Source organism: Thiomonas sp. 13-64-67 (assembly GCF_002282795.1).
GTDB classification, from domain to species: domain Bacteria; phylum Pseudomonadota; class Gammaproteobacteria; order Burkholderiales; family Burkholderiaceae_C; genus Thiomonas; species Thiomonas arsenitoxydans.
The window spans coordinates 104,454-128,491 of the sequence record NZ_NCKP01000010.1 but is presented as its reverse complement, the minus strand read 5'-3'; the positions used below and the strand labels follow the sequence as shown (position 1 = coordinate 128,491).

The following is a 24,038-nucleotide window of genomic DNA, read 5'->3' as shown; positions in this document are numbered from 1 at the left end:
TTACCCCGCAGAGCCGGATGCCGCCACCTTGCGGAACACCAACGCCATCTGTTCGGCCGCGTCTTTCCAGCTGTGTTCAATTTGCTGAGGTAACGGAAGCGGCCGGGAGAGTGCTGTGCGGATGCCAACAGCAATGCCCTCCGGACTCGTGTCTGTATAAACGGCATCGTCACCGCCTGCCTCGCGCAGTTCCGGCGAATCGGTAGTTACCACGCGACAGCCATGCGCACGTGCCTCAATGACCGGCATCCCGAAGCCTTCGTAAAGCGATGGAAACACCAAAGCTTCAGCATTCGCATACAGGACTGACAACACCGCGTCATCGACGAAACCAAGAGGTCTGATCCAGTTGTGTCCGCGTTCGATGCGTCTGCCTCTCCTGTCCCACGCTTCAGGGCCAGCCATAACCAACTGGTGATTCAGAAAAAACCCAGCGCCTCGCAATTGCTCCATCGCCACGACTGCTCCGGTAAGATTTTTTCGCGGAGCACGCGTCCCCACTGTGAGGAGATATGGCTTGCGTACACCAGCTCGGGCCAAGAGTTGCGCCATCTTACCCTGGTCGAAAATCGTCGACTTGGCAGAAACAGCCGGATAAGCGATCGCATCCGGTTGCCGTCCAAGTAGCTTGACCATGCGCTGGGAAGTTCCTTGCGAGATTGACACATTTGCATCTGCGGCGAGGATGTCGGCGTTCATCCATTTGCGATGCGCATAACGGGTAATCGGGGGCAGGGTTTCGGGTACGATTACATGATTGAAATCGTACACAGTAAGCACGCATGGCACGCTTGCACCATGCGGAACAAAGGTGTTCGGCGACCAGAATACGTCCACAGGATCTCGGGTGATCAGCGCACCTAGTCGCGAATGCATCCACTGAGTGACTGGTATTCGGCTCCAGAAAGGATGCCTATCCTTGACAACGTGCCAACGTGAAGACGCGGGCACGATGGATGTTTCGCGATATGCATACAGCACGAACTTGGCTTCCGGCATTGCAGTATCGAGCGAAGACAGGATGCCAGCGGCATACCGTCCAACTCCGGTCATGCCATCACGAATACGGCTGACATCGATTCCTACCCTAATCATGGTCTTCCACTCCCCCGCCGAATCCGGCAATGACGTCACGATAAGTCTCGTAATAGGCGTCAATGGCCCTATGTTCCGAGAACGCACTACGAGCGCGCACCACGGCGTTTGACGACATTTCCCGCCGCGTCGCAGAATCTGCGGCCAGCCGCCTAATAGCCTGCGTGAATGCGGGGGCATCATCTTGCGGGCACAGCAAGCCGGTCAGGCCGTCCTTCACGACCTCGGGCAACGACGAGCCGCGCGTTGCAACCACCGGGAGCCCGCAGGCCATGGCCTCTGCCGCGACCAGCCCGAAGCCCTCGCTGCGCGAAGGGAACAAAAAGGCATCGGCGTTCTGCATCGCGGCAATTACCTGATCGCCTGAAAGGCGCCCCAAGTCATGCATGTTCGCCGGCATCCCAGCCCTATCGTTTTCCGCCGCCGGGCCACCGGTGTAATGCAACTCGAAGCCATCGCCAAGCTCACGCATGGTTGGGGCCAGCAAATCCACTCCCTTCAGGGGCTTCCATGCGCCCACGTACAACAACCGAAACGGTTCCCAAGGCTGACGTAACTGGCGTCCGGGGCAGAACAACTTCGTATCGATGCCGTTGTAGATGACCCGCATCGGTACATCGCACAGCGTGTTCTGAGCCATGTCAGCCACGTATTGACTCACGGCAACCACCTGGTCAACCCTGCGCAGCACGCGGCGTTCGATGGGAGCGATCCAGAAGCGATGGTAGGCGGTGCGCAAGCATCCCTTGTAGATGCGCAATGCCGGGTCATGGATCGCGTGATGAAGCGTTGCCAGCACCGGCAGGTGTTTGGGTATGAAGCGCGGGTGCAGCCAGGTATTGATATGGCAGACCGTCGCCCATTCTGGCGCTCCGAGCACGGGTACCGCCCATGGGGCGTACTCTGCGCGCAATGGCAGCCAAGTGATCTCCGCGCGCAAGCCTTGCACGCGGAGTGCCGCAGCCAATCGCTCGGTGAAGACGTCTGTGCCGGTCCCGGTGCGGATGGCTGGGAACCAAATGGCGGGTTGGTTACCGGCCATAGCCATTTATTTCGATGCGGCAGATCAACGTCGGGATGGCACGCCGTGTCAGCGCCAGCGCCGGATCGGGCAGCCTTCCCGCGAGCCAGGCCCCCGGACCCTGCGCGCCCTCGATCGCCAGCGTCTCGCGCAGCGCCTCGACCTCGAGGTGACGCCAGGCGAAGCCCGCCTCGGCCAGCAGGGAGTCGAGTTGCGGCACGGTCAGTGGTTCGCAGTCGTAGCGCTCGCCGCGCCGCATCAGCCGCAGATAGGGCGTGCGCAGCGGCCGCGGCAGCCAACTGAGAAAGGCCAGCCGAAAGTGCGGCTCGACGAGCATCCGGCGGTTGGGCACGGCCAGGTAGCCGACGCCACCGGGCGCGAGCACGCGGCGCAATTCGCGCAGGTGCGCGAGCTGCGCGTCGCGTGCGCCGACGTGCTCGATGACATGATTGCTGAGCACCACGTCGAAGCGGGCGTCGGCGAACGGCAGCGCGGTATCGTGGACCAGGCGGAAGTCGTAGCCGTCGCGGATCAGCCGCTGGTCGACGACATCGACCGCGGTGACTTCACAGCGCAAGGTCGGGTGGGTGGCGAAGTAGTGCGCGATGCCGCCCGAGCCGGTGCCGATCTCCAGCAGGTGCATCGGCTGCTGCCGTTCAGCCAAGCCTAGGAGTCGCTTGATCTTCAGCCCCTTGAGTCGGCGCGAGGGAAAGTCGAGCACAGCATGGGGTTGGCGTGTATCTAAATTCATTGTGATGTAGGGAGTATGGCAGCACATACGCGGCGACCGAACTCGGGCCAGGCAAGCTTGCCGACGAAGGCCGCCATCGCGTTTCCGTCTGACGGCGTGCAAAGTGTTTCGAGCACCGCTTCGGCGAAGGCCTGTGCATCTTCTGCGGTAACCAATCTGCCTGATATTCGGTCGGCCACGGCATCGACGGCGCCACCTAGTGCGTAGGCCACCGTGGGAAGACCGTGGGCGGCGGCTTCCGCCGCGACCATGCCAAAGCCTTCAATGTCCCCCGGCAATTCACGGATTGGAAACACCAGCAAGTCTGCGCCGCGATAGGCATCCGACAGTGCGTTTTCGGGCACACTACCGAGAAACGTTAGCCGTCGGCCTACACCTGCCTTATTGGCAGCATCCTGGATACTCTGCGGGGTCTGCACCTGTGCGTAAAGAGCGTTTGATGGGGTCTCGCCGATGATGATTAGTTGCACGTCTGCGCACTGTGTAGCTAGGCGAGGCAGTACGTCACTCACGAATTCCCGCAGTCCCTTGCGCTCAGTCAGGCGGCCAACGGAGAGCAATACGGGCGTTTCTGCCGCAATACCCTGCGTCGCCCTGAAACGTTCGCGAGCAGTAGGGTCTGGCTCGGGGATGTCCACGCCGGGGTGGACGATGTGGATACGCTTGGAGTCAATGCCGAGATCTTTGGCCAGCGAAGCGGTGGCGCGGCTGTTGGCGATCACCGTCTGCATTCTGCGCAATGCGGGTCGCCACAGGGCGCGGTAGATGGGGTGGGGCACGGTGAGGTCGAGTCCGTGCACGTAAACGGCCGTGCGTGCATCGCAGGCACGGGCCGCCCACCAGGCCAGAGGCGCCGTCAACCCGCTGCCTGCGAGAACGATGTCTGGCTTCCACTGGCGGGCTTCGCGCCGGGCCAAGGCGGCCGCGTGAAGCAGAAAACGTCGCAAAGGTTTGAGGGGTGCTTCTCGAACGGTCACGCCGGGTGGCGCGTGCTGTGCGGCGCCCATTGGTGCGATGACGCGCACCTCAAAGCTTTTGGACAACTCTGCCGCCATATGCCAGTTCAGCCGCTCCATGCCGCCCCATAAGGGCGGGAAGTTGCGGGTGACGAGCAGCAGTTTTTGGCGTGTGGATGGGGTCGGGTGTAGCTTTGTTGCAGATGCATCAGAACGACACGCGGCCTCGTTGCCGGCAGTCATGGGTTTTTCTCCGGCGTAATCAGTTCGAGTCCCGGGAAATAGCTGCGGTAACGCCGCGCATCGCGGGTGAGCAGGGGCCAGGACTGCACCGCTGCATGCGCTCCGATCAGAAAGTCCGGCAGCACGCCGGTTTGACTGCCACCGGCGCTGCGGTAGCGGGTAAACGCCTTGCCAGCAAGGAATAACGCCGGTCTGGGCACGTCGTGCATGGCCAGCCCAAGTTTGCTCAGCACGGCATCGAGCGCCTCATAGGTGCTGAAGGCCAGAGACAGTTCAGCGTAGATGACGGGGTTGATCACCAGCGGATGGACTTGCGACTGCGTACGCAATTGGTGGATCGACCAGTCGGCCCATTGCGGGTCGTCTTCCAACACGTCGATGAGCACGTTGGTGTCGATCAGCAGCATCAGGCATCGCCGCGCAGGAGTTGCATCAAGTCGTCAGTGCGCCACTTGACCGTCGCGCTGCCGCGGACCGCTTGGAAACGGTCGCGTCTGGCGGGAGGGTGCGACGAGGTTGCGGGCTTGAGCACGACACTGCCTGCGGCATCCACAGAAAATTCCACCCCACTGCCGGGTTTGAGATGCAGGGCATCCCGGATGTGCTTGGGAATGGTGACCTGGCCTTTGCTGGTGAGCGTGGTGGACATGGCTTCTCCAAAAGTATTACCGTTTTTGGCATGGTAACGCTGGCGGGCTGGACGAGATCCTTGCTTAGGCCTTCACCCATCGCGCTTGTACGTCAGGTTGGTGATCTGTTCCGAGATCAGCCCGATGAGGAACACGATGACCGCCGCGCTCATGAGCAGCGCGCTCATATTGGTGAAGCGATGGCCAATGGTGAAGGTGTAGGCATAGTTGCCCAGGCCCAGCAGGAAGAACCCGGCGGCCACCGGCGCGAACAGCTTGAGCGGCGAATACAGCGTGGCGATCTTGAAAATGATGAGCAGAAAGCGCACACCGTCGCGCAGCGGGCGGATGTGGCTCTTGCCGATACGCCGCGCCGCCACGATGGGCACATAGGCGACGGGGTAGGCGCTGCGGAAAAACGCCATGGTGCTGGTGGTGGGGTAGGAGAACCCGTTGGGCAACAGATGGATGAATTCGCGGAACTTGTCGGCCCGCGCGGCGCGAAAGCCACTGGTGAGGTCGAGCACGGGGTGGTTGGTCATCCAGCTTGCCAAGCGGTTGTACAGGCCGTTGGCCAGGCCACGGCCGACACTGGCCTGCGAGCCGTCGCCGCGCGCGCCTACGGCCATGTCGTAGCCTTCGCCCAGCTTGGCGAGCAGGCGGGGGATGTCGGCGGGGTCGTGCTGCCCGTCGGCGTCCATGAAAACCAGCACCTCGCCAAGCGCGGCGCGCGCGCCGGTTTTGATGGCGGCGCCATTGCCCATGCCGTAAGGCTTGCTGATGACCCGCGCGCCCGCCTGCTCGGCCACAGTGGCAGTGGCGTCGGTGGAGCCGTCGTTCACCACGATGACTTCGGCTTCTGGGTAGAGCGCGCGGATGCGAGCGACCGTCTGCCCCACAGCGCCGACTTCGTTGCGGGCGGGGAGAATGACGGACAACTTCAGCGGGGTCGGCTCCGGCTTTGTGGCAAATGCATCAAGGTTAGACCTGACCCCCTGCAGATCAGTCGTCATTTCTTCTCCCCGATTTCTTCGGTCAGCACCTTGCGCAAATGCGCCTCGCTGTCCTGATAAAAGCCCACATGCCGCAGCCAGCGCTGGTGCAGGGCGGCCATGCTCCAGCCATGAATGTGCGCCAGCGGCGACGGCACTGCATTGAGCAGGTCGAGCGCCTTTTGCTGATGCCCGGCGCTGGCGAGTTCCACGGCGAAACGCAACCGCGCGCCCACCGGCAGACCGGGCAGCCGCAAGGCTTGCAGGTCGAGCGCATAGGCCGCTTGCGCATGCCCGGCGGCGAGGGCCGAGAGGGCTTCACGGTGCAGCAAATCGCGCTGTACCGTGGTTTGCCTCGCATGCGGATTGGCCAGCGCCGCAGCAATCAGGTCTTGGCTGAAGTGGGCCCCCAGCGCGGTGCAGGTGCCCAGGCCATCGAGCAATTTGCCGAACTGGTATTGGGTGACGTTGTCGGCCAGATCGGCGGTGCGGGCAGCCTGCAGCAGGCTGGCGCGCAAGCCCTCGGGCGCCTGGCCTAGCGCGCAGGACACGCCAGCGCGGTTGATCAGCAGAATGAGGCTGTGCGGATGTTCGCGCAACGCGGCATCGAGCAGGCGCGCGGCCTCGGGGGTGTTGCCGACATGGCTCCAGAAATTGGCCAGATAGCCTTGCGCCCGTGGCGAATGCGGATGCTCGCGTGCCCACACCAGCGCTTGCTGGAAGGGCTTGCCCCAGACATCGGCCCGGCGCGCGGTCTGCAGCGCAAACAAGGCCAGCAGCGCCACGGCGAACCAGATGGGCCAGCGCCTACGTGGCGCTGCTTGCGCCTCGCTGCCTTGCGCGGCGCGCACCAGCCAGATGGCCAGCGGCAGAAACATCAGCGCTGCCGGCAGGTAGTTGCGATGCTCGAACGCGAGTTCGAGCTGCAGCCAGGTGCTTTCCATCACCTGCCCGGCGAGATAGAAGCCCACGGCGACACCAGCCGCAGCCACCACGGGGCTGCGCGCCCAGCGCGACAGCGCGGCAAAGACGATGAGCGCCAGGATGCCGAGCACGGCGAACAGCGTGGACAGCGGCTGCAGCAGCCCGGTGGAGAGCACGATGTCGTCGTGGAACAAGCCGCCGTCATGGGTGCGCGCCAGCCAGATGTCGCCCAGATACGTCCAGACGATGCGGCTCTCGGTCAGTAGGCGCTCTAGCGGGGTGAAGTCGCGGCCCGCCGTGGCGCCCGTCCACAGGCCCGGCAGAAAGGTGGCGAGATAGCCCAGCACCGCCAGCGCGGGCAGGCGGATGAACGCCCAGCGCCAGACGAGAAACGTGCGCCCGCCTTGCGCGACGGCCGTGTGCTGGCGGTCGAACACCAGCGCCTCTAGCACCCAGGCCAATACCGGCAACAACGCGCCGTTCTCTTTGGAGAGCACCGCCAGCAGCGTGCCCAGTGCCAGCGAGAGGCTCATCCACACATAAGCCGCGCGCCTGCGCCCCTGCGCCAGCAACGACCGGCCATGCGCATAGCCCCAAAGCCCGGCGAACACAAAGGTGGCGGCGAGCATGGCCATGCGCTGCACCACATACAGCGTGGTGCTCACCCAGAACGGGTCGAGCAGCCACAGCCCTGCCGTCAGCAGGCCCACCCAAGCGGCGGGCTGCCGCGCCAGACCGAGCGCCCGCGCCAGCGCCGCGCTCAGCCCGGCAAGCAGCACGCCGTTGAGCAGGTGAAACGCCACGTTGGTGAGCTTGAACGCCTCGGGCGCTGCGGGCCAATTGCGGGCATCGAGCAGAAAGGTGGCAAGCGACAGCGGCCGTCCCGTCGGCCCGGCAAAACCCGAGGTGAGAAAGGCCACCACCTTCCACCATGTATCGATTTGCCCATAGTCGCCCAGCGGGGCGAGGTTGGAAAAATCGTCGAACAGAAAAGGCCCGGTGCGCCCGGGCCAGTAAGCCAGCCAGGCCAGCGCCAGCAACACCGCCAGCGCCGCGAGCGGCAGCATGCGGCGAAAGGTCGGGGCGGTGCTGGAAGACGGTGGGTTGTTGTGCATGGTTAGCGACTTTCCGTTTGTGCCTGGCCGCTGGCCTTCATCTTCTGCGCCAACTCCTGCGTCAGCTTCCTGATCTCCGCGTCGTGAATGCCAAAGCGATTGAGCTCGCGCATGCGTTCCAGCACGTTGCCCGCATCGCCGTAAAGCCCTGCGGCCACCTGCATGACGAACAGGTTTTTCCAGTAGTCGTACTTGCCGGGGTCGAGTGCCACGGCGCGCAGCATGAGCTGGTAGGCCAGCGGGTTGTCGTGCGCGAGGTTGGCGGCCCAGTTGGCTTGCAGGGTGACCAGATCGGCGCGGCTGGGGTTGCGCTGCACCGCGAAGGCGATCAACTGGTCGAGTTGCTGGACATCGCCCGGGGTGTAGTGGCACACGCCGTTGATGCTGCACTGAATCAGGCTGTAGAGCGCGCCGACGTCCTCCGCGCTCATCGGCGAGGTGGCGATGATGTGGTGCATCTCGGCCCACCAACGCGGCTGAATGGGCAGATCGTTCTTCGCCGACATGAACACCAGCGCCTGCAAGGGTTGCAGATCGGCGCCGGGCAGCAGCGCGCCCTGTTCCATCTGCCGCATGCCCATCTGGAACTGCGGGCTGCCCACGCCCTGCGCCGTGATGAGCATCATGCGGCCCAGGTCGTAACTGGCGCGGGGAGACTGCGGATGCGTGGTCGCCTCGAAGTACGCCAGCCGGTACGGATTGCCCCAGGTCTGCGCGCGGATGGCGGTAAACATGCCGTAAAGCGCGATTAAGGCTGACACACCGCCCACGGTGAGCAGGCGCAACGTGCCGCGGCGCTCGGCGTCCGGCGCGCGCCCCCTCCCGGCCTCCCCCACGCTGTGGGGGAGGTGAGAACTGCGCTGCGCGGCATTGGGAATGCCCCTCCCGGCCTCCCCCTCTGCGTGGAGGAGGGGTGTTTGCCCCCTCTCCACTTGTGGGGAGGGTTGGGGAGGGGGTTGTGCGGTGCTTGGGCTCCAAGTGAACAACAGCGCGAACAGCGCCAGAAAAATGCCCCAGTCTGGCAGATAGTTGCGGTGCTCATACACCAGTTCCAGCGGTACGAAGGTGGACAGCAGCGACTGCCCGGCAAACCACCAAAGCACGCCGAATGCAAACAGCGGCAGCCGCTTGCGCAGCCACAGCGCCGCGCCCAGCAGCGCCGCCAAAAACGCCCAGCTCGCCGCCGTCGTCCACGGCGACAGCCAGCCGGTGGAGAGCGCAATGTCATCGTGATAGAGCGAAAGCGCATCGGGCGAAGGCAGCACGATCCAGCGCAGATAGTCCACCAGCACCCGCCCTTCGGTGAGCAACCGCTCGCTCAAGGTGAACGGGCGCGCGGCGTAGGCCGAGCCATTGAGCGCGCTGGGCAGCAGCCACGCCAGGCCGAGTACGCCGGGAATCAGCAGCAGCACCACGAACACCGGAACCAGGGGATGGAGACCCCGCGGCAGTGCGTTTGCCCCCTCCCAACCTCCCCCACTGCGTGGAGGAGGCGTGTTTGCCCCCTCTCCACTCGTGGAGAGGGCCGGGGAGGGGAGGTATTGCGCCGCAAGCGCCCCCCGCAGCACCACCCATTCCAGCACGAAGGCGTAGGCCGACAGCATTACCCCGGTTTCCTTCGCCAGCGCGGCCACCGCCGTGCCGATGGCCAGGCTGCCCCAGATCCACGCCATCGCCCCGCGTCTGCCTGCGATCAGCCGCATGCGCCCGTGCCAGTAAGCCAGCAGCCCCAGCAGCACAAACGCCGAGGCCAGCGCCTCCTCGCGCTGAATCACATACAACACCGCCGTGAGCTGAATCGGCGCCAGCACCCAGGCCGCAGTGGCCAGCAGCGCCAGCGTGGGCGCGCCCACCAGCCAAGGGCGCGGCGCCCGCCCCTCCAGCCAGCCCAGCACCCGCACCGACAGCAGCCAGATCAGCCAACCGTTGAACAGATGCAGCAGCACATTGGAGAGCTTCAGCGGCCAGGGGTTCATGCCGGTGAACACCATCTGCGCGGCAAAGCTGAACATCGACAGCGGCCGATCCAGCGGCCCCGCGTGCGCGCTCCAGATCGCGTGCCAGAAGTGCGTCTGCAACGCGCTTTGCGCAAACGCCGCGTTGTCCACCAGATTGCCGAAGTCGTCGAACACATACCCGCCCGACAGGCCCGGCCAATACACCAGCAGGCCGAGGGCGAGAATGCCGAGCAGTACGAACGGGGCGGCCCGCAGCTTGGCAGATTTCATGAGGCTGCGCCTGCCCAGACGCCCACGCTGCTGGCCTCGGCTGCGCGCAGCAACGCCGCATCCTGTGTGGCCAATGGCAAGCCCTCGTGCAAGGCCAGGGCGAGGGTGCTGGCGTCGTAGGCGCTCAGTTCATATTGCCGGGCCAAGGCCAGCAACTCCCCAGGCGCGCTATCTGCGGGCTGAGACAAGGGCTGAATGGGCAAGGCGGCCAGCAGCGCCAGAAAGCGATGGCTACGCGCCTCATTGCAGCGACCACGCCGTTCTGCAACCCGTAGCACGTTGGCAATTTCCAGCGTCCAGAGCAGCGGAACGCAGGCGGCATGATGGCGCAAGCTCTCCAGCGCTGCGGACGCATAGGCGCTGGCCTCATCCTCAAAAAACCAGGCCAGCGTGACCGAAGCATCCAGAACGAACCGGCTCACCGTCTGCCGTCCTCGATGAGCGCGCGAACCGAACCTTCGCCCGTGGTGCACCCGCGGGAAAAACCACGAAGTTCCTCGATGGCCGCAAGCGGGTCGGGCGTGGCCGTGTGCACCGGAGCGAGCTGCGCCACCGGCTGCCCATGCCGAGTGATGGTGATGCGCTCCCCCGCCGCCACCCGCTTGAGCAAGGCGGGCAAATGCGTCTTTGCCTCAAAGGCCCCAACATCCATGACAGCGCTCCCGCAGACTGGTCTGATCTGGTTGATTGTTGTTGAATCCGCCAAGACTGGCAACTGGGAAAAGATAAGGAGCGAAACCCGACCCCGGAATCTCTCCCTGATGCGTCAAGGCATTTGCGTCGCCATGAAAAAACCCGCCTCACGGCGGGTTTCTGGGTGAAGAAATAGGGATTGTAAGAAGCTAGACAAACCCCATTCTTTCATTCCTGAAGTTATTGGCCCTTGCAAGAGGATGGCAGATATTTCTGTTTCAAATCGTTTGATTTGCAAGTCCATTGTACCGATCCGCCTGCCACGATTGCGGAGAGTTGCAAATGTTTGCCGGTAAGGTTAGCGGCATTTGCTTGATTTCCATAAGTCACGTCAATCACGCCAGGGAGCGCAACTCCGGCTCCGTCCGTTCCAGTGCCCACATCGGCCACATAATTTCCGGTTATGGAGCCAGGTGCCGCCAAGCCAGCAGCGGCATTGTCGGCGGGGAATGTTCCTTTATTTGTATAGTATTCCGCTAATGCGGTCTTCGCGCCATCGGCCAGCGACAAACCTTCAGTCGCCTGCGCCCGAATCGTGTAATCCTGATACGCCGGAATCGCGATGGCCGCCAAAATACCAATAATCGCCACGACGATCATCAATTCGATCAGCGTGAAACCTTGTTGCAGTTGCTTTTTCATCTGAAACTCCTGAGAGTGGAAAGTAAAAAAATCAATCACGGTTGGGCAAAAAAATCACCGCAGCCCGGGGCGGAACTAAGTCTGGAGATGCCGCGGCCCCAGACTGCGGTGGACTGACATCACCCCCCGATGGGCAAGAGAGATAGAGCACATGCCGTGCCAGCCATTTTGTGTCTTGTTCGCCCCGACGTTCCGTGAACTGCTTCACGAAATCCGGCGCATCGGCCCGCTTAGCCGCCGACAATCTTTGCCGCCCCTGCCAATTTTTGTCAGGTGAGGCGAAAATTGGCGATGCGCGCAAGCGCCCAAGCCGCCGCGAGGGGCGATTTGGCGCAGGTCAGCTTGCTGACGCGGCTGGAAACCAAGTGGGTGTTGCGCGGCGGGGACAAGGTGGGCTGGCCGGAGGGGATCGGGCTGTTCAAAAAACTGCTGGAATGCGCCGACCTGCTGATTAAAAACGAGGAGTGGTTATCGCGGTGGCCGCAACCCCCTCCCAGCCTCCCCCACTGCGTGGAGGAGGAGCAAACACGCCCTCTCCACTTGTGGGGAGGGTTGGGGAGGGGAAGGTTTTTGCGCGGAGACCAAGACACTCTGAATTCTCAAACTCGCGCCTGCCAGCATCCGCGCCGAGGCGAAGCCTCACCTCATGGACAGTCTGGGTTTAACTGCACGAAGTCGGCAGATAGGCGCGGGGGACGCCGTTGGCGTCTGCATGAGTGGTGCAGGTCCATCGCAGGGCACCTGCCGAACTAGTTGCCGAGAGGTAAAGCACCTTGCCGTTCAGGTTGGAATTGGCATTGTTGCCATAAGTCATCTTGATCAGCCCCGACGTGACCGTAACGCTGCTCACATAGTTGCCGCTGATCGAACTCGGGGAAACCAGTCCGGCTGACTGGTTGGAATTGGGGAAGACGCCATGTTGCGAGTAGTAATCCCAAATCGCATTTTTCGCCCCGCCCGCCAGACTCAGCCCCTCAGCCACCTGCGCGCGGACCGATGATGGCGACCACGATCATCAGCTCGATGAGGGTGAATCCGCGCTCAAGGTGGCGCAACGAAGGAAGGGCAGGCGCGCGCATGGTCTGTGCTCGATGGGGCAGGGCCGGTAGGTTTGTAAGCAATCGTGATTCTGGCTCTGCAATTTGAAGGCCATCGACGCCGGTCGCAACAAGGGCCGCATTGTGTGAAAAGCTTCACAGTTTTTCGCACCAAAGAGCTGGTGCGGTGACGGTTTACGGCGCAGATGAGCCGGATTTGTCAGTACGACGCTTGCGGCTGACAATTTTTGCGCGTTAGGCCCAAATCCCGGCTATTTGATGTCGGCGTAAATCTCGGACAGAGGAATGTCCAGTTCCAGGCAGTCGAGGTGCAGTGCGCCCTCGACCATGCGATCGTGCACCCAGCCTTGGGGCGTGCGGCGGTAGCGGTCGATGCACAGGGCATCCTGGTCGACCAGCACATATTCCCGCAGGCTGGGAAGCAGGCCGTAAGCGAGGCGCTTTTCCCGGCGGTCGATGCGTTCGGTGCCCTTGGAGAGCACTTCGATGATGAGGCAGGGGCGGGTGCAGTAGAGGTTGTGCCGATCTTCCGGGTCGCAGGTGAGGATGAGGTCGGGGTAGTAGAAGAAGGTTTCTCCTTCATGCTCGACACGCACTTTCATATCGGCGATGAAAAGCTGGCAACGCCGGGCGCGGGCCTGTGCGCCCAGGGCGAAGGCAAGCGCGGCGGCGATCAGGCCGTGCTTGCGACTTGCCCCGCCCATGGCGACGACCTGGCCGTCGAGGTATTCGTGCTTGATGTCAGTGAGCTGTTCGCCCTCAAGGTAGTCTTCAACGCTGACGGCGAGCTTGAGCGCGGGTATGGGGGGCATGGTGATGTCCTGTACCTTTAGGGAAGACCATCGTATTCTGCACGAGTTGAGGGGAATTGACTTCGGCGGACACTCTCCAGAAAACGCCGGGTCGCCCCCCTTAGGGGGAGTCGGGTAAATCCTGCCTATGGGGCTGCTCAGAGGACACTGCCATGCAAGTCATCGATTCCATCGTGACCGAGGCCGCCGCGCTCACCGCGCTGCGGCGTGATCTGCACGCGCACCCCGAGCTGTGCTTCGAGGAGCAGCGCACGTCCGACGTGGTGGCGGCGCGGCTGGCCGCCTGGGGGGTGGAAGTACACCGCGGTCTGGGCAAGACCGGGGTGGTGGGGGTGATTCATGGCCGCGACGGCGGGCGGGGTAGCGACGGAAGTGGCCGGATGATCGGCCTGCGCGCCGACTTCGACGCCCTGCCGGTAACGGAATTCAACACCTTCGCCCACGCCAGCCAACACCCTGGCAAGATGCACGCCTGCGGCCACGATGGCCACACCGCCATGCTGCTGGCAGCCGCGCAGCATCTGGCCAAGTCGCGCGATTTCGACGGCACGGTGGTGTGCATCTTCCAGCCGGCCGAAGAGGGCGGCGGCGGGGCGCGCGAGATGATCGCAGACGGCCTGTTCGAGCGTTTTCCGGTGCAGGCGGTGTTTGGCATGCACAACTGGCCGGGCCTTCCCGCAGGGCACTTCGCGGTGAAGGCCGGGCCGGTGATGGCCTCAAGCAATGAGTTTCACATCAAGCTCACCGGCAAGGGCGCGCATGCGGCCATGCCGCATCTGGGCATCGACCCGGTGCCTGCGGCCTGCCAGATGGTGCAGGCGTTCCAGACCATCGTCACCCGCAACCGCGCCCCGCTCGACCCGGCGGTGATCTCGGTCACCATGATTCATACCGGCGAGGCGACCAATGTGATTCCCGAATATGCCGAGATTCAGGGCACGGCGCGCACCTTCACCACCGAGACGCTCGACCTGATCGAAGCCCGCATGCGCGACATCGCCACCCACACCGCGGCGGCCTTTGGCGTGGGCTGCGAGTTTGCGTTCAAGCGCCACTATCCGCCCACGGTCAATCACCCCGCCGAGGCCGAGTTCGCCCGGCGGGTGATGGTGGAGATGGTGGGCGCGGAGGCGGTGCACGAGTCGCATGCCCGGCCACGGCGAAGGGCCATGCACCCTGCACAACCCGAACTACGACTTCAACGACGACCTCATTCCGCTGGGCGGCAGTTTCTGGGTAAGGCTGGCGCAGGCGTGGTTGAAAAGCGGGGCCGGGCAGCAGGACAATCGGCGCTGATTGGGCTTCGATGAGCAGCGGAGAGCGTGATGGCAGCGAACTTGCAAGACTATGCACCGCGCATGAGCGTGCAGGAGTATCTGGACACCGAACCTTTGTCGGAGGTGAAGCGCGAATACCTCGACGGCATGGTGGTGGCGATGGCCGGGGCGAGCGACCGGCATGGGTTGATTTGCACGGCCTTGGCCATCGCGCTGGGACCGCTGGCGCGCAAGTCGGGTTGCCAGTTGTTCATCGCCGACATGAAGGTGCGGGTGCAGGCGCTTCGCGGCACCTACTTTTATTACCCGGACTTGGTGCTGAGTTGTGACGCGCAAGACCGCGAGTCGCCGTATTACCGTAGGCGACCCTGCCTGGTGGTGGAGGTGACGTCGCCCAGCACCGAGCGTATCGACCGGCGGGAAAAACTGTTCGCCTACCAGCAGGCGCCGGGTCTGCGGGAATACCTGATCGTGGACAGTGCGAGCGCGACAGTCGATCGCTACCACCGCGCCCAAGGCGCGCCGGGCGAAGAGTGGGATTTCACCCGCTGCACCGCTGGCGCGCTGCGGTTGGACTGAAAATGAACGAACGCTCGGCGGCGATGCAGGTGAGTTGGGCGTCGAGCCCGCTGGCTTCATGCAGCGTCCACGAGCCGTCGGCGTTGCGGCTGAAGGCTTCGACGTGAGGCTGGCCCTGCGCGACGAAAAGCACGGTCTGCAAACTGGGCAATAGGCGGTAGGCGGCGAATTTGTCGCCGCGGTCGTGGCCTTCGGTCGAGGGCGAAAGCACCTCGACGATGAGCCGTGCATCTTGTTGCACGGTACGCCGCTCGGCGTCTGCTGCCGAGCAGGTGACGAACACATCGGGATAGAAGCTGGCGTCGGCGGCATCGACTTGCAGCTTGACGTCGGCCATATACACCCGGCAAGGCGTGCCGTGGGTTTGGCTGCGCAGGGCGATGGCGGCATTCAGACAGAGGGTGTTGTGCACGGTGCTGCCACCGGCCATGGCGAAGACTTCGCCGCCGATGTATTCGTGGCGCTCGGTCTGGGTTTCTTCCCAGGCGAGATAGTCTTCAAAGGTGAAATGAGCTCGGGACAGCACGGCGGACATGGCGTCTCCTTGGTGAGCGTGACCAGTATGAGCGTGACAAGTTTACGGCGCAGCGCCTTCGGTCGCGCAGGTCTTGACGATCTGCCCGCCGAGTTGGCCTGACACTTTTTGCAGCGCGCCGAGTTGCTCGGGCGTGAGCGCGGGCAGGCGCAGCACGGTGCGGCTCAGTCCGGCATTGCGCTGCACCACCTTGGCGCCCTGTACGCCTTGCTTGCGCACGATCTGCAACTGCTGCTGCGCCGCGGCTTCGTTGGCAAACACGCCCAGCGAAATGCCGGGCTCGTAGCGTGGGCGGTCGGTCACCGGGGCGAAGACCTTGACCTTGCCTTGCTGGGTGATTTCGTCGAGCGCGGTGCGCATGGCGCTTTGGCTGGGATAGGGGCCGAGCAGCACCATCCATTGCGCGGGCACAGGCGCGTTGAGGACTGTGGGCTTGAGCCCGGCCTGCGCCAGTGCGGACTGCGCCTGCGCGAGCGCCTCGGCTTCGAGCGCGCCGTAGGGGCCGATCTGTCGGCAGACGGCATTGGCGGTACGGGCGGGCTCGGCGCTGGCCGGGGCGGACGCGTTGATCGGGGCGGACGGCAGGCTGGCCGGAATAGCAGGTGCGGAAGGCGTGGGCTGCGGCGGGATGGCGGGCGTGGCGGAGGCGCTGGCCAACGGGGTGATCTGCACCTGCTCGGGGTGGATTTGCAGTGCCAGGCGCTGCGGCTCGCGCTGAGTCACTGGCCCGAGCCCGACCCCCGCCATCCAGCCCTGCGACCAGGCGAAAAACACGAGGTTGACGAGCAGCAGGGCAAGGAGCAGGGTGCGCATGGGTCAGTGGGATTGAGGGCGTTCGGGAGGGCGTTATGGAGGGCGTTCGGCCCCGTCATTTTGCCGCGTCCGCCATACCTGCGGCGCGCAGGCGCAGCGACACGTCGGCGCTGCGCACGCGGCGTTCGCCCTCGGGCGTGCTCACGCGCAGCGCGCCGTCGGCGGCTATGCCCAGCGCGACGCCGGAAAACAGCGTTTGCCCATGATCGAGCACCGCAACCGTCTGGCCGCTCCAGGCGTGCAGCGCGTTCCAATGGGTGAGCGCCTCGCTTACGCCGCGCGGGCTTTGCTGCAGGCCGTCGAGCAAGGCGGGGGCGAGAGCGGCGAGCACCTGCTCCCGCGAGAGATCGAGCCCGGCGACGTTCAGTCCCGTCGCCTGCGGCTGATCGGCCGGGGCGCCCAGGTTGAGCCCGAAGCCGATGACGCCCCAGCGCGCCTGCGGCGTGTCGGCCATTTCCACCAGAATGCCGCCGAGCTTGCGCCAGCCACTGGAGGCGTCCGCCGCGGGCAGGAGCAGATCGTTGGGCCACTTCAGGCGCACTTGCGCAGCGCCGAGCGCGTGCAGCGCCTGCGCCAGCCAGACGCCCACGGCCAGGCTCAGCGGGCCCGGTTCACGCTTGCGCGGATCGGGCCAGGCCAGCGAGCACAGCACGCTGCTTTGCGCATCGTCGGCCCAGGGCCGGCCCTGACGCCCGCGGCCCGCGGTTTGCTGGCCGGTGGCGAGCAGCGTCGGCCCGTCGAGCCGCCCGGCTCGCGCCTCGGCCAGCAGATCGGCATTGGTCGAGCCGGTGCGTGGGGTCCAGCGCACGGTGCAGGCGGGGTGGCTGACGGCGAGTTGCGCGCGCAGGGCGCCCTTTGCTCATTTGCCTTTGCGCCTCTTGGGCGCGAGCAGGGTGCCGCGGCAGTTGGGGGCGCCGCAGCGGCAGGCGTAGTCGCGCTTGAGTTTGGCGGTGTAGCGGGCGTCGAGTTCAAGGGCGTAGTCGAAGAACAATTCTTCGCCGGGGGCGATGTCGCGCAGGGCGTCGATGAACACGCGGCTGCCGACTTGCTGCGCTTCGCAGTTGGGCGCGCAGGAGTGGTTGATCCAGCGGGCGCTGTTGCCTTGCACGCCGCCGTCGATCACGGTGTCGTCGCCCAGTGAGAAGTAGAAGGTGTGATTGGGCTGGGCCGGGTCGCGCGGGTGGCGGCGCAGGGCTTCGGGCCAGTCGATGCGCTCGCCCTTGTATTCCAGCAGGCGCTGCCCGGCGTGGATGGGGCGGCGGGCGAACACCCCGCGTCCGTGGATGGGAGAATCTTGCACTTGGGTGTAGGGGCCGCCGGAGGGAGCAATGGCGGGGGCGGGGCGGCTTTTGGGCATCGGTGGTCAGGGCGAGACGGGTGGGAATGCGCGGCGGCGAAGAAACTCGGTAAAGTAAAAAAAGAGAACGCGAGAGGTGGAGGAGACAAACCGCCCGTGATCGTTCTCGTTATGGTCGAAATCGAGGCATTCTAGGGAGCCGTCATCATGGATCAATCTCGTCGTACTCAGTTGAAAGGGTTTGCCGCCGCGCTCGGCGCTGTGGCCGTGCCCGCCTGGGCGCAAAACGTGGCCGAGCAGGCCAGCGCGCTGGAGAAAAAAGACAAGAAGGCCGTGCCCTTGCCGAAGGAGGGCAGCGTGTTTACGCTGCCGCCCACGGTGGAGTTGCTGGGCGGCAAGACGCTGCACACCAAGGACTGGGCGGGCAAGGTCATCGTGCTGGAATACTGGGCTACCTGGTGCCCGTTCTGCGCGCGGCAGATGCCGCATGTCGAGGCGCTATACAAGAAGGAGCACAGCCGCGGGCTGGAAGTGCTGGCCCTGTCCATCGACAAGAAGGCGGCCGATATTGCGCCGTTTCTCAAGAGCAAGAACTACACCTTTCCGGTGGCGTGGCTGTCGCCCGCGCTGGCCAAGGTGCTTCCCAAACCCGCGGGTCTGCCGGTCACCATTGTCATTGGCCGCGACGGCCGGGTGAAGATGGCCGATTCGGGCGAGCTGTTCGCCGAAGACATCGCGGGCATCGCCAAATTTCTTTGATCGCATCCATTCCGTCCTATGAGTAAAACCCTGGTCATCGCCGAAAAGCCCAGCGTGGCACAAGACATCGTGCGCGCGCTGACGCCGCAGTCGGGCAAGTTCGACAAACATGATGAGTATTTCGAGAACGAGCAGTATGTCGTGACGTCGGCGGTCGGCCATCTGGTGGAAATCAAGGCGCCGGACGACTTCGAGGTCAAGCGCGGCAAATGGAGCTTCGCCCATCTGCCGGTCATTCCGCCGCACTTCGATCTGAACCCGATCGAAAAGACCAAGAGCCGACTGGCGGCGGTGGTCAAACAACTCAAGCGCAAGGATGTGACCGCGCTGGTGAACGCCTGCGACGCGGGGCGCGAGGGCGAGCTGATTTTCCGCCTCATCCTGCAATACGCCGAGGGCAAGAAGGCGCTGGACAAGCCGGTGAAGCGGCTGTGGCTGCAGTCGATGACGCCGCAGGCCATCCGCGAAGGGTTCGAGCGTCTGCGCGCCGATGCCGACATGCGGCCGCTGGCCGATGCCGCGCGCAGCCGCAGCGAGGCCGACTGGCTGGTGGGCATCAACGGCACGCGGGCGATGACCGCGTTCAATTCGAAGGACGGCGGCTTTTTCCTCACGCCGGTGGGCCGGGTGCAGACGCCCACGCTGTCCATCGTGGTGACGCGCGAGGAGCAGATCCGCAAGCACATTGCCCGCGAATACTTCGAGGTGCACGCGCAGTTTGGCGCGCCCGCCGGGGCGTATGCGGGCAAGTGGTTCGATCCGGCGTTCAAGCGAGGGGAAGATGCAGACGTCCGCGCCGACCGGCTGTGGGACAAGGCGCGCGCTGAAGCCATCGTCGCCGCCTGCAACGGACAGCCCGCCACGGTGCGCGACGAATCCAAGCCGTCCACCCAGCTCTCGCCCGCGCTGTTCGACCTCACCTCTTTGCAGCGCGAGGCCAACGGGCGCTTTGGCTTTTCCGCCAAGACCACGCTCGGCTTGGCGCAGGCGCTGTACGAAAAGCACAAGGCGCTGACCTATCCGCGAACCGACTCGCGCCATCTGCCCGAAGACTATCTCGCCGTGGCGCGGCAGACCGCGCAGGCGCTGGCCGAGGCGGGCGGGGCCATCGCGCCGCACGCACGCCGCGCGCTGGAGGCCGACTACATCCGCCCGAGCAAGCGCGTGTTCGACAACGCCAAGGTGTCGGATCACTTCGCCATCATCCCCACCACGCAGACGCCGGGCGCACTCACCGAGGCCGAGGCCAAGATTTACGACCTGGTGGCGCGGCGCTTTCTCGCCGTGTTCTTCCCGGCGGCGGAATCTCTGGTGACCACGCGCATCAGCACCGTGGGCGCGCATCAGTTCAAGACCGAGGGCAAGATTCTGGTCAAACCCGGCTGGCTGGAAATCTACGGCAAGGAAGAGCAGGGCGCAGATGACAACCTGCCCGCCGTGAAAGAGGGCGACGCGGTGCAGGCCGAGACCGTGGAACTCAAAACCCTCAAGACCCGCCCGCCCGCGCGCTACTCCGAAGCGACCTTGCTGGGCGCGATGGAAAACGCGGGCAAGATGGTGGAAGACGAAGAACTCGCCGAGGCGATGTCGGGCAAAGGGCTGGGCACGCCGGCCACGCGCGCGGCCACCATCGAAGGCTTGCTGGCCGAGGCGTATATGGTGCGCGAGGGCCGTGAGCTCATTCCCACCGCCAAGGCCTTCCAGCTCATGACCCTGCTGCGCGGCCTGCAGGTGGAAGAACTCACCAAGCCCGAACTCACCGGCGGCTGGGAGCACAAGCTGGCGCAAATGGAGCGCGGCCAGCTCTCGCGCGAAGCCTTCATGCGCGACATTGCCGGCATGACCGAAACCATCGTGCGCCGCGCCAAGGAATTCGACCGCGACACCGTGCCCGGCGACTACGCCACGCTGCAAACGCCCTGCCCGAACTGCGGCGGCGTGGTCAAGGAGAACTACCACCGCTACGCCTGCACGCAGTGCGATTTTTCCATCGGCAAACATCCGGGCGGACGCAGCTTCGAGCTGGCCGAAGTGGAGCAGCTGCTGCGCGACAAGCACCTCGGCCCGCTCACCGGTTTTCGCAGCAAGATGGGCCGCCCGTTCGCCGCCGAACTCAAGCTGGCGCAGGAAGACGGCAAAGGGCAGTGGAAACTCGAATTCGACTTCGGCGACAGCGCGCCCGGCAGCGACGGGGGCGAAGCGCCCGACTTCAGTTCGCAACAGCCGCTGAGCGCCTGCCCCAAATGCGGCAGCGCGGTGTATGAAGCGGGCAGCAGCTATGTCTGCGAAAAGAGCGTGGGCCCGGCGCCGAGCTGCGACTTTCGCAGCGGCAAGATCATTTTGCAGCAGCCCATCGAGCCCGAGCAGATGCGCAAGTTGCTCCAAACTGGCCGCACCGATCTGCTCGACGGCTTCGTCTCGGCGCGCACCAAACGCAAGTTCAAGGCGTTTCTGGTGAAACAAACGGGTGGCAAAATCGGCTTCGAGTTCGAGCCGCGCCCGGCCAAAGCGCCGGCGAAAAAAGCGGCCGCCAAAAAGGCAACGGCGTGACAACTGGGCGTCATGCTGCAAGCGCAAGATGCACGGGATGATCAACGCCGCTCACCATCATGACGATTCGAATTCCATTTGACCTGCGCTGGTTCGCGCACCGCGGCGGGGGCGATGCCGCGCCCGAGAACACGCTGGCTGCGTTCGAAGTCGGCTTCAAGGCCGGTTTTCGCGCGTTTGAATGCGATGTGAAACTCAGTGCCGACAGCGTGCTGTGGCTGCTGCACGACGACACGCTCGACCGCACCACCGACGCGCGCGGCCCGGCGGCGCCCTGGCGCTGGGAAAACCTGCAACTGGTGGATGCCGGAAGCTGGCACAGTGCGACCTTCAAGGGCGAGCCTCCGGCCTCGCTCGATCAGGTGCTCGACTTCGCCGCGCGCCATGCGGCCTGGCTGAACCTGGAAATCAAGCCCAACCCCGAGCAGGATGCACAAACCGGCGAGGCCGTGGCGCGCCGCGTGGTGCAGTGGCTGGCCGATCAGCCCTCAGCTCCGCGACCCTTGCTGTCCTCCTTTTCGCTTGCCGCGCTGCAGGCGGCACGCGCGGTGCTCGACGCCCTGCAGGCCGATGTGCCGCTGGCCTATTTGGTGGAAACCTACGACGATCAGGCGCTGGCGCAGGCCGTGGCGCTGGGCGCCGAGGGGCTGCACACTGATTGGCAACAGGTGACGCCTGCGGTCGTGGCGGCAGTGCATGCGCGCGGACTGAAGCTGCGCGCCTATACGGTGAATGACGCCAATCAGGCGAGAGCGCTGCTGGCTGACGGGCTGGACGGTCTGTTTACCGACCGCCTGGATCTGCCTTCTCGTTTGTAAGTCCGGCGTGCCAAAGCTCAGATAGCAACGCCCGGCTGTACTGGCTGGCCACGGCGTGGATGAAGCGGCCGAAGTCGATGTGGGCGGTGTCGTCGGCGCGGTCGGAAATGGTGCGCACCAGCGCGAAGGGCACGTCGTAATCGCGGCAGACCTGCGCCACTGCGGCACCCTCCATCTCTACCGCGAGCGCGTCGGGCAGCGCCCGGCGCAGCGCATCGCTGTCGGCGCGGGTTGAGATAAAGCGGTCACCGCTGACAATCAGCCCGCGATGCACGCGTGGGGTGTGCAGCCCGAAAGTCTGGCGGGTTTCGGCATCAATCAAGGGCTCGGCCTGCGCTGACAAAAGCCGCTGCGCAGCGGCGTGCAGGCGGTCGGTGAGCGCGCGGTTTGCAACAAAGTGCGTCAACCCCGTGTCGGGCACTTCGTATTGCGGATAGAGCGGTCGGGCATCGAGGTCGTGCTGCAGCAGCGTGTCGGCAATCACCAGATCGCCCACTGCCACGCCGCCTCCCAGGCCGCCAGCCACGCCGGTGAACAGCAGCGCGTCGCAGCCGAATTCGACAATCAAGCTGGTGGTCGTGGCGGCCGCCGCCACTTTGCCGATGCCGCACAGCACCAGCACCACTTCGCTGCCCCACAGCGTGCCCAGGGTGTAGTCGCGGCTGCCGTGACGCACACCGCGCGTCTGCTGCAAATATTCCAGCAAACCCTGCTGCTCCTGCGCAATGGCGCTGACGATGCCGAAACGCGCCGCGTTCATCGCTTGCGCCCGATGCGGCTTAGCCGGGTCAGGCCGAACGCTGTTTGTTCTGTGTCAAACAGTAAACTGTGTACGGATTTATTCTCACGCATCGTCAACAACAGGGAGGAAGACATCATGGGATCTGCTTGGCAAGGATTGCTCGGCACCGATTATGGTCTGTTCAGCTTGATTGGCATCATTTTCATGCTGGGCATCGGCGTATTTTTTATCTGGTTTTTCAGCCGCAAAATTCAGCAGAGCGCCGACGAGCATGCGCGCGAACTGCGCAAAGGCGCAAGCAAGCCGCCAGTCAACAACGGCCGCAGCTAAGAGCGTCTGATTTTGGCTGACGCTGCCTATTCGGCGACCCCTTCGGCTGCCTGATCCCCCGGGCTAACCCTGCGCGCTTCAGCCGCGGGTTGACGTATGCTCTTGCCGGTTACAAAAAAATACAAGTCATTTCACAACACAACAAATCAACGGAGATCGCCATGCAGCGTCGTCAAGCAGTCATTGGTCTGGGGTTGGCCGCAGCCGGTTTGGGTCTGAGCCCCCTGGTGCGGGCGCAACAGCCCATCGTCATCAAGTTCAGCCATGTGGTCGCGCCCAACACCCCCAAAGGGCAGGCCGCCGAATACTTCAAAAAATTGGCGGAAGAGCGCACCAAGGGCCGGGTGAAGGTGGAGGTCTATCCCAACAGCCAGCTCTATAAAGACAAGGAGGAAATGGAGGCGCTGCAGCTCGGTTCTGTGCAGATGCTCGCGCCTTCGCTGGCCAAGTTCGGACCGCTGGGGGCCAAGGAATTCGAATTGTTCGACCTGCCCTACATCTTCGACGACTACACCGCCCTGCACAAGATCACGCAAGGCCCCATCGGCGCCGGGCTGCTGAAAAAGCTCGAATCCAAGGGCATTCTCGGTTTGGCCTATTGGGACAACGGCTTCAAGGACATGAGCGCCAACAAGCCGCTGCGCAATCCCGCAGACGCCAAGGGCCTGAAGATGCGCATCCAGTCGAGCAAGATTCTTGAGATGGAAATGCGCGCCATCGGCGCCATTCCGCAAGTGCTGGCGTTCTCCGAGGTGTATCAGGCGCTGCAGACCGGGGTGGTGGACGGCACCGAGAATCCGCCGTCCAACTTCTACACCCAGAAGTTCTATGAAGTGCAGAAGGCCATGACGCAGACCCAGCACGGCTATCTGGGCTATGCGGTCATCGTCAACCAGAAGTTCTGGGATGGCTTGCCGGCCGACATTCGCAAAACGCTCGATCAGGCCATGGTCGAAGCCACCGATTTCGCCAACAAGGTGGCGAAGAAGGACAACGACGATGCCACCGAAGCGGTGCGCAAGTCGGGCAAGTGCGAGGTCATCGCGCTCACTCCGGCCGAGCGTCTGGCTTGGAAAAAGGCGATGGTGCCGGTTTACAAACAGGCCGAGTCGCGCGTGCCCAAGGCGCTGATGGACTCTGTGTTCAAGGCGACCGGTTTCGATCCCGCCAAGCTCTGAG

The 24,038-nt window shown here is 64.2% G+C and carries 27 protein-coding genes and 1 pseudogene; 7 read left to right on the top strand and 21 right to left on the bottom strand.

The features are described 5' to 3' along the window. From B7X30_RS04645 to B7X30_RS04575, 16 genes are all read right to left on the bottom strand, one after another. Window positions 1–1,134, bottom strand: a complete 1,134-nt coding sequence (locus tag B7X30_RS04645; RefSeq protein ID WP_286729365.1) for a glycosyltransferase family 4 protein — start codon at window positions 1,132–1,134, stop codon at window positions 1–3. Then, window positions 1,088–2,137 (bottom strand): glycosyltransferase family 4 protein, encoded by a 1,050-nt coding sequence (locus tag B7X30_RS04640; RefSeq protein ID WP_286729363.1) that lies wholly within the window; start codon window positions 2,135–2,137, stop codon window positions 1,088–1,090. Before B7X30_RS04640 ends, B7X30_RS04645 begins: the two co-directional genes overlap by 47 nt. Continuing rightward, the gene (locus tag B7X30_RS04635) at window positions 2,127–2,867 is read right to left on the bottom strand and encodes a class I SAM-dependent methyltransferase (protein ID WP_286729360.1); all 741 of its coding nucleotides are present in this window, start codon (window positions 2,865–2,867) and stop codon (window positions 2,127–2,129) included. The genes B7X30_RS04640 and B7X30_RS04635 overlap by 11 nt, the downstream gene beginning before the upstream one ends. Beyond that, window positions 2,864–4,066, bottom strand: a complete 1,203-nt coding sequence (locus B7X30_RS04630) for a glycosyltransferase family 4 protein (RefSeq protein ID WP_286729357.1) — start codon at window positions 4,064–4,066, stop codon at window positions 2,864–2,866. Before B7X30_RS04630 ends, B7X30_RS04635 begins: the two co-directional genes overlap by 4 nt. Continuing rightward, the gene (locus B7X30_RS04625) at window positions 4,063–4,473 is read right to left on the bottom strand and encodes a type II toxin-antitoxin system VapC family toxin (protein ID WP_286729354.1); all 411 of its coding nucleotides are present in this window, start codon (window positions 4,471–4,473) and stop codon (window positions 4,063–4,065) included. Before B7X30_RS04625 ends, B7X30_RS04630 begins: the two co-directional genes overlap by 4 nt. Continuing rightward, on the bottom strand, window positions 4,473–4,715 hold the full coding sequence (locus B7X30_RS04620; protein WP_286729351.1) for an AbrB/MazE/SpoVT family DNA-binding domain-containing protein: 243 nt from the start codon (window positions 4,713–4,715) through the stop codon (window positions 4,473–4,475). The genes B7X30_RS04625 and B7X30_RS04620 overlap by 1 nt, the downstream gene beginning before the upstream one ends. A gap of 72 nt (window positions 4,716–4,787) precedes the next feature. Continuing rightward, a complete protein-coding gene (locus B7X30_RS04615; RefSeq protein WP_286729349.1) occupies window positions 4,788–5,633 on the bottom strand; it encodes a glycosyltransferase family 2 protein in 846 nt (281 codons plus the stop codon). Between the two features lie 71 nt (window positions 5,634–5,704). Next, entirely contained in the window at window positions 5,705–7,726 is a 2,022-nt protein-coding gene (locus tag B7X30_RS04610; protein WP_286729347.1) for a hypothetical protein, read from the bottom strand. 2 nt (window positions 7,727–7,728) lie between these two features. Further along, entirely contained in the window at window positions 7,729–9,954 is a 2,226-nt protein-coding gene (locus B7X30_RS04605; protein WP_286729345.1) for a tetratricopeptide repeat protein, read from the bottom strand. Continuing rightward, entirely contained in the window at window positions 9,951–10,376 is a 426-nt protein-coding gene (locus B7X30_RS04600) for a type II toxin-antitoxin system VapC family toxin (protein ID WP_286729343.1), read from the bottom strand. Before B7X30_RS04600 ends, B7X30_RS04605 begins: the two co-directional genes overlap by 4 nt. After that, on the bottom strand, window positions 10,373–10,606 hold the full coding sequence (locus tag B7X30_RS04595; protein WP_286729340.1) for a type II toxin-antitoxin system Phd/YefM family antitoxin: 234 nt from the start codon (window positions 10,604–10,606) through the stop codon (window positions 10,373–10,375). Before B7X30_RS04595 ends, B7X30_RS04600 begins: the two co-directional genes overlap by 4 nt. A gap of 221 nt (window positions 10,607–10,827) precedes the next feature. Next, window positions 10,828–11,289, bottom strand: coding sequence for a pilin (locus tag B7X30_RS04590; protein WP_286729338.1), 462 nt, complete (start codon window positions 11,287–11,289; stop codon window positions 10,828–10,830). A gap of 269 nt (window positions 11,290–11,558) precedes the next feature. Then, on the bottom strand, window positions 11,559–11,711 hold the full coding sequence (locus tag B7X30_RS04585; RefSeq protein ID WP_156055362.1) for a hypothetical protein: 153 nt from the start codon (window positions 11,709–11,711) through the stop codon (window positions 11,559–11,561). 239 nt (window positions 11,712–11,950) lie between these two features. Next, window positions 11,951–12,271 (bottom strand): pilin, encoded by a 321-nt coding sequence (locus tag B7X30_RS04580; RefSeq protein WP_353681912.1) that lies wholly within the window; start codon window positions 12,269–12,271, stop codon window positions 11,951–11,953. Further along, the gene (locus B7X30_RS15710) at window positions 12,264–12,368 is read right to left on the bottom strand and encodes a prepilin-type N-terminal cleavage/methylation domain-containing protein (RefSeq protein ID WP_353681911.1); all 105 of its coding nucleotides are present in this window, start codon (window positions 12,366–12,368) and stop codon (window positions 12,264–12,266) included. Before B7X30_RS15710 ends, B7X30_RS04580 begins: the two co-directional genes overlap by 8 nt. Window positions 12,369–12,598: 230 nt before the next feature. Further along, a complete protein-coding gene (locus B7X30_RS04575; RefSeq protein WP_286729337.1) occupies window positions 12,599–13,159 on the bottom strand; it encodes a Uma2 family endonuclease in 561 nt (186 codons plus the stop codon). A gap of 152 nt (window positions 13,160–13,311) precedes the next feature. Here B7X30_RS04575 and B7X30_RS04570 point away from each other — a divergent pair. Together B7X30_RS04570 and B7X30_RS04565 are read left to right on the top strand one after the other, a co-directional pair. Next, window positions 13,312–14,455, top strand: a pseudogene (locus B7X30_RS04570) (M20 aminoacylase family protein). A gap of 29 nt (window positions 14,456–14,484) precedes the next feature. Beyond that, on the top strand, window positions 14,485–15,015 hold the full coding sequence (locus B7X30_RS04565; protein WP_286729334.1) for a Uma2 family endonuclease: 531 nt from the start codon (window positions 14,485–14,487) through the stop codon (window positions 15,013–15,015). Here B7X30_RS04565 and B7X30_RS04560 read toward each other — a convergent pair. The 4 genes from B7X30_RS04560 to B7X30_RS04545 are packed head-to-tail and all read right to left on the bottom strand — an operon-like array spanning window position 14,978 to window position 17,720. After that, window positions 14,978–15,550: a Uma2 family endonuclease gene (locus B7X30_RS04560; RefSeq protein ID WP_286729331.1), complete on the bottom strand. Its 573-nt coding sequence runs from the start codon at window positions 15,548–15,550 to the stop codon at window positions 14,978–14,980. The two genes, B7X30_RS04565 and B7X30_RS04560, sit on opposite strands and share 38 nt — an antisense overlap. 42 nt (window positions 15,551–15,592) lie before the next feature. Next, window positions 15,593–16,363, bottom strand: a complete 771-nt coding sequence (locus B7X30_RS04555) for a sporulation protein (RefSeq protein ID WP_286729328.1) — start codon at window positions 16,361–16,363, stop codon at window positions 15,593–15,595. Between the two features lie 55 nt (window positions 16,364–16,418). Beyond that, a complete protein-coding gene (locus B7X30_RS04550; RefSeq protein WP_286729326.1) occupies window positions 16,419–17,171 on the bottom strand; it encodes a biotin--[acetyl-CoA-carboxylase] ligase in 753 nt (250 codons plus the stop codon). 51 nt (window positions 17,172–17,222) lie between these two features. Further along, entirely contained in the window at window positions 17,223–17,720 is a 498-nt protein-coding gene (locus B7X30_RS04545; protein WP_276708361.1) for an SET domain-containing protein, read from the bottom strand. Between the two features lie 147 nt (window positions 17,721–17,867). On the opposite strand from B7X30_RS04545, the gene B7X30_RS04540 reads away from it, so the two are divergent. From B7X30_RS04540 to B7X30_RS04530, 3 genes are read left to right on the top strand one after another with little or no spacing between them, the layout of a single operon-like run. Beyond that, on the top strand, window positions 17,868–18,419 hold the full coding sequence (locus B7X30_RS04540) for a TlpA disulfide reductase family protein (protein WP_276708364.1): 552 nt from the start codon (window positions 17,868–17,870) through the stop codon (window positions 18,417–18,419). A gap of 18 nt (window positions 18,420–18,437) precedes the next feature. Continuing rightward, complete coding sequence (locus tag B7X30_RS04535) at window positions 18,438–20,969, top strand: DNA topoisomerase III (protein WP_286729322.1); 2,532 nt, start codon at window positions 18,438–18,440, stop codon at window positions 20,967–20,969. A 59-nt stretch (window positions 20,970–21,028) separates the two neighbouring features. Then, on the top strand, window positions 21,029–21,787 hold the full coding sequence (locus B7X30_RS04530) for a glycerophosphodiester phosphodiesterase family protein (RefSeq protein ID WP_286729321.1): 759 nt from the start codon (window positions 21,029–21,031) through the stop codon (window positions 21,785–21,787). Here the strand turns inward: B7X30_RS04530 and B7X30_RS04525 are convergent. Further along, the gene (locus B7X30_RS04525; RefSeq protein WP_286729320.1) at window positions 21,753–22,547 is read right to left on the bottom strand and encodes a 5'-methylthioadenosine/adenosylhomocysteine nucleosidase; all 795 of its coding nucleotides are present in this window, start codon (window positions 22,545–22,547) and stop codon (window positions 21,753–21,755) included. The genes B7X30_RS04530 and B7X30_RS04525 overlap by 35 nt on opposite strands. Before the next feature lie 51 nt (window positions 22,548–22,598). Here B7X30_RS04525 and B7X30_RS04520 point away from each other — a divergent pair, with 51 nt between their 5' ends. Together B7X30_RS04520 and B7X30_RS04515 are read left to right on the top strand one after the other, a co-directional pair. After that, on the top strand, window positions 22,599–22,859 hold the full coding sequence (locus tag B7X30_RS04520) for a DUF3149 domain-containing protein (protein ID WP_286729312.1): 261 nt from the start codon (window positions 22,599–22,601) through the stop codon (window positions 22,857–22,859). A gap of 161 nt (window positions 22,860–23,020) precedes the next feature. After that, entirely contained in the window at window positions 23,021–24,037 is a 1,017-nt protein-coding gene (locus tag B7X30_RS04515) for a TRAP transporter substrate-binding protein (RefSeq protein ID WP_013104833.1), read from the top strand. The last annotated feature ends 1 nt before the right edge of the window (window position 24,038 follow it).

Coding starts and splice junctions, on each gene's coding strand:
- B7X30_RS04515 (WP_013104833.1), top strand. CDS start 23,021: ATGCAGCGTCGTCAAGCAGTCATTGGTCTGGGGTTGGCCGCAGCCGGT.
- B7X30_RS04635 (WP_286729360.1), bottom strand. CDS start 2,867: ATGAATTTAGATACACGCCAACCCCATGCTGTGCTCGACTTTCCCTCG.
- B7X30_RS04530 (WP_286729321.1), top strand. CDS start 21,029: ATGACGATTCGAATTCCATTTGACCTGCGCTGGTTCGCGCACCGCGGC.
- B7X30_RS04540 (WP_276708364.1), top strand. CDS start 17,868: ATGGATCAATCTCGTCGTACTCAGTTGAAAGGGTTTGCCGCCGCGCTC.
- B7X30_RS04545 (WP_276708361.1), bottom strand. CDS start 17,720: ATGCCCAAAAGCCGCCCCGCCCCCGCCATTGCTCCCTCCGGCGGCCCC.
- B7X30_RS15710 (WP_353681911.1), bottom strand. CDS start 12,368: ATGCGCGCGCCTGCCCTTCCTTCGTTGCGCCACCTTGAGCGCGGATTC.
- B7X30_RS04620 (WP_286729351.1), bottom strand. CDS start 4,715: ATGTCCACCACGCTCACCAGCAAAGGCCAGGTCACCATTCCCAAGCAC.
- B7X30_RS04625 (WP_286729354.1), bottom strand. CDS start 4,473: ATGCTGCTGATCGACACCAACGTGCTCATCGACGTGTTGGAAGACGAC.
- B7X30_RS04605 (WP_286729345.1), bottom strand. CDS start 9,954: ATGAAATCTGCCAAGCTGCGGGCCGCCCCGTTCGTACTGCTCGGCATT.
- B7X30_RS04525 (WP_286729320.1), bottom strand. CDS start 22,547: ATGAACGCGGCGCGTTTCGGCATCGTCAGCGCCATTGCGCAGGAGCAG.
- B7X30_RS04610 (WP_286729347.1), bottom strand. CDS start 7,726: ATGCACAACAACCCACCGTCTTCCAGCACCGCCCCGACCTTTCGCCGC.
- B7X30_RS04630 (WP_286729357.1), bottom strand. CDS start 4,066: ATGACTGCCGGCAACGAGGCCGCGTGTCGTTCTGATGCATCTGCAACA.
- B7X30_RS04640 (WP_286729363.1), bottom strand. CDS start 2,137: ATGGCCGGTAACCAACCCGCCATTTGGTTCCCAGCCATCCGCACCGGG.
- B7X30_RS04555 (WP_286729328.1), bottom strand. CDS start 16,363: ATGCGCACCCTGCTCCTTGCCCTGCTGCTCGTCAACCTCGTGTTTTTC.
- B7X30_RS04565 (WP_286729334.1), top strand. CDS start 14,485: ATGGCAGCGAACTTGCAAGACTATGCACCGCGCATGAGCGTGCAGGAG.
- B7X30_RS04595 (WP_286729340.1), bottom strand. CDS start 10,606: ATGGATGTTGGGGCCTTTGAGGCAAAGACGCATTTGCCCGCCTTGCTC.
- B7X30_RS04535 (WP_286729322.1), top strand. CDS start 18,438: ATGAGTAAAACCCTGGTCATCGCCGAAAAGCCCAGCGTGGCACAAGAC.
- B7X30_RS04590 (WP_286729338.1), bottom strand. CDS start 11,289: ATGAAAAAGCAACTGCAACAAGGTTTCACGCTGATCGAATTGATGATC.
- B7X30_RS04560 (WP_286729331.1), bottom strand. CDS start 15,550: ATGTCCGCCGTGCTGTCCCGAGCTCATTTCACCTTTGAAGACTATCTC.
- B7X30_RS04575 (WP_286729337.1), bottom strand. CDS start 13,159: ATGCCCCCCATACCCGCGCTCAAGCTCGCCGTCAGCGTTGAAGACTAC.